The following is a 3,265-nucleotide window of genomic DNA, read 5'->3' as shown; positions in this document are numbered from 1 at the left end:
GCGCGGCCCACGCCCCTGACTACGGCGACTGCCTCAGGCCTGGTCCCGTCCCGCGGACTCCACGACCGCCGCCCACTCGTCGAGCAGCGCCAGCGTCGACGTCTCGTCCGGCCCCTCGGCCCACAGGTGGGTGACGGCCTCGGCCGGGTCCGGCAGAACCATGGTCCAGCGACCGTCCGGCTCGACCACGCGCACGCCGTCGGTCGTGTCGACCTCCCGCTCGCCCGCGGCCTCCACGACCGTGCGCATGACCATGCCCTTCGCCGCCCAGGGGGTGGCGAGGTCACGGCGGTGCACATGGGCCCGCGGGATACGGGCATCGATCTGACTCAGGGTCAGCTGCGTCCGGGCGACGAGCCCGAGCAGCCGGACGAACGCCGCGGTGCCGTCGAAGACACCGCTGAACTCCGGCACCACGAAACCGCCGCGCCCGTCGCCGCCGAAAACCGTGCCCTCGGACGACGCCGCCCGTGCCAGGTCGTCCGGCGACGTCGTCGTCCACGACACCTGGGTGCCGTGGTAGGCCGCGACCTGCTCGGCGATACGCGTGGTGGTCACCGGCAGGGCCACCTTGCCGCTCCGCCCCTCCGCCGCGATCAGGTCCAGCATGACCAGCAGTGAACGGTCGTCCTCGATGATCCGGCCGCGCTCGTCCACGAAGGAGACACGCTCGCCCACCGGGTCGAACCGCACCCCGAACGCCGCCCGCGAGGACGCCACCAGCTCGCCGAGCCGGACCATGCCCGCCCGCCGCTCCTCGATCGTCTCCGTCGGCCGGGACTCGTCCATGCCGGGGTTGACCGTCAGCGCCTCGATGCCGAGCTTGCCGAGGATGCTCGGCAGCAGCAGCGACGCGCTGCCGTTGGCCACGTCCGCGACGACCTTCAGCTTGGCCTCGGCCACACCCCGCGTGTCGATGGCACGCAGCAGGCTGCCCGCGTACGAGTCGAAGACCGTCGCAGGGAAGGTCAGGTCCCCGATCTCGCCCGGGAACGCGCGTCGGTACTCCTGGCGGGCGTACACGCGGTCGAGCTTGCGTTGGCCGGCCTGCGAGAGGTCCGCGCCCCGCTCGTCGAAGAAGAGCACGTCCAGCGAGTCCGGCACACCCGGCGTGGTCCGCAGGAAGATGCCGCCGGCGCTGCCGCGGGCCGTCTGCTGGCGTGCCACGGGCATCGGCACGTTCTCCAGGTCGCGCACCTCGATGGCGCTCGCCTGCAACGCGGAAATCATCGCGCGCTTGAGCGCTCGCGCCCCACGCGAGTGGTCACGCGCGATGGTGACCGTCGCGCCCTTCTTCAACGTCGTCGCGTAGGCGCCGGCGAGGCGGACCGCCAGCTCCGGCGTGATCTCGACGTTGATGATCCCGGAGACGCCGCGCGCCCCGAACAGGTGCTCCTGGCCGCGGGACTCCCAGATCACCGAGGTGTTGACGAAGGCGCCGGCCTCGATCGTCTTGAAGGGGTAGACGCGGACGTTGCCCGCGACGATCGACTCCTCCTCGATCAGGCACTCGTCGCCGATGACCGCGCCGTCCTCGATTCGGGCGGCACGCATCACGTCGGTGTTCTTGCCGATGACGCAGCCGCGCAGGTTCGTCTGCGGGCCGACGTAGACGTTGTCGTGGATGACCGCCTTGTGCAGGAACGCGCCGCGCTTGACGACGACGTTGCTGCCGAGCACGGTGTGCTCGCGGATCTCCACGCCGCCCTCCACCTTGGCGTAGTCGCCGATGTACAGGGGACCGCGCAGCACGGCCTCGCGGTCGACCTCCGCACCCTCGGCGACCCACACGCCCGGGGCCATCTCGAAGCCCTCGATGTCGACGTCGACCTTGCCCTCGAGGACGTCCGCCTGAGCCTTGACGTAGCTCTCGTGCGTGCCCACGTCCTCCCAGTAGCCCTCGGCGACGTAGCCGTAGATCGGCTTGCCCTCCTTGAGCAGCTGCGGGAAGACGTCACCCGACCAGTCCACGGAGGTGTCCGCCGCGACGTAGTCGAAGACCTCGGGCTCCATGACGTAGATGCCGGTGTTCACCGTGTCCGAGAAGACCTGACCCCAGGTGGGCTTCTCCAGGAAGCGCTCGACCTGGCCCTCCTCGTCGAGAATCGTGATCCCGAATTCGAGGGGATTGGGGACACGGGTGAGACAGACGGTGACCATGGCGCCCTTGGCGCGGTGGAATTCCATCAGCTCGGTCAGATCGAAATCCGTGAGCGCGTCGCCGGAGATCACCAGGAACGAGTCGTCCTTGAGCGCGTCCTCGGCGTTCTTCACGCTTCCGGCGGTGCCGAGGGGTTTCTCCTCGTTGGCGTAGGTCAGCTTCATGCCGAGTTCCTCGCCGTCGCCGAAGTAGTTCCGGACGAGTGAGGCGAGGAACTGGACTGTCACGACCGTGTCGGTCAGGCCGTGCCTCTTGAGCAGCCTGAGCACGTGCTCCATGATCGGCCGATTCACCACCGGCAGCAGGGGCTTCGGCATACTCGCGGTCATCGGGCGGAGACGAGTTCCCTCGCCTCCGGCCATCACAACGGCCTTCATCCGGCTGGCTCCTCCTTATTAGGGCAGGGCGCCATCCTGCGTCTTCACGAGACGGCGGGTCTGCACCGCGTACAGGATCCCTGCCCACCAGTAGAGCGTCGTACCCCACCAGACGAACGCCCAACCGATGACGCTCGCCACAGTCCCGACCCAGTTGTCATAGGTCGTGAGCAGCAGCAAAGGGAATGCGTACATCAGATTGAACGTAGCCGCCTTCCCGATGAAGTTCACCTCGGGTGGTCCGTATCCGTGACGTCTGAGGATCGGAAGGAGGGATGCGATGAAGATCTCGCGTGCAAGGAGGATGGCCGTGAGCCACCAGGGCATGATGCGACGCGCGGTGAGACCCACGATCGTCGACAGCACGAAAAGACGGTCCGCCAGCGGATCAAGCAGCTGACCCAGCCGGCTCACCTGCCCCCAGCGGCGCGCGAGCTTCCCGTCGAGGTAGTCGCTGACGCCGCTCAGCCCCAGGATGGCGATCGCCCAGCCGTCGTTCTTGGGCCCCCCGAAGACCGGCCAGAGGATCAGCCAGAGGAAGAGCGGCACCCCGACGAGCCGTGCCATGCTCAGCACATTCGGGATGGTGAACACGCGGTCGGTCTGGACGCGCGTCTCCTGTACCTCCACCCGGGATCCTCCTGTAGAACACTTCGAACGATGCAGCCGACTTTACGGCATGCCACAGCAGGCCCCTGACCGTAGGTCAGGGGCCTGCTGGCAAAGG

General features: G+C 68.2%; 2 protein-coding genes. Both read right to left on the bottom strand.

What is annotated here, in order from left to right; all coding sequences use genetic code 11:
* Positions 1-33 precede the first annotated feature (33 nt).
* Complete coding sequence (locus TR49_RS28860) at positions 34-2,538, bottom strand: mannose-1-phosphate guanyltransferase (protein ID WP_042386874.1); 2,505 nt, start codon at positions 2,536-2,538, stop codon at positions 34-36.
* A gap of 18 nt (positions 2,539-2,556) precedes the next feature.
* On the bottom strand, positions 2,557-3,168 hold the full coding sequence (clsA, locus tag TR49_RS28855) for a cardiolipin synthase ClsA (protein WP_042386873.1): 612 nt from the start codon (positions 3,166-3,168) through the stop codon (positions 2,557-2,559).
* Positions 3,169-3,265: the final 97 nt, after the last annotated feature.

This window comes from Streptacidiphilus melanogenes (assembly GCF_000787835.1).
Classification (GTDB): domain Bacteria; phylum Actinomycetota; class Actinomycetes; order Streptomycetales; family Streptomycetaceae; genus Streptacidiphilus; species Streptacidiphilus melanogenes.
Note: the sequence above shows the minus strand (reverse complement) of the source record. Positions and strands in the feature narration are given on the sequence as shown.

What these genes read in the sequence shown, in the direction of transcription:
- TR49_RS28860 (WP_042386874.1), bottom strand. Translation starts at nt 2,538, where the DNA reads ATGAAGGCCGTTGTGATGGCCGGAGGCGAGGGAACTCGTCTCCGCCCG.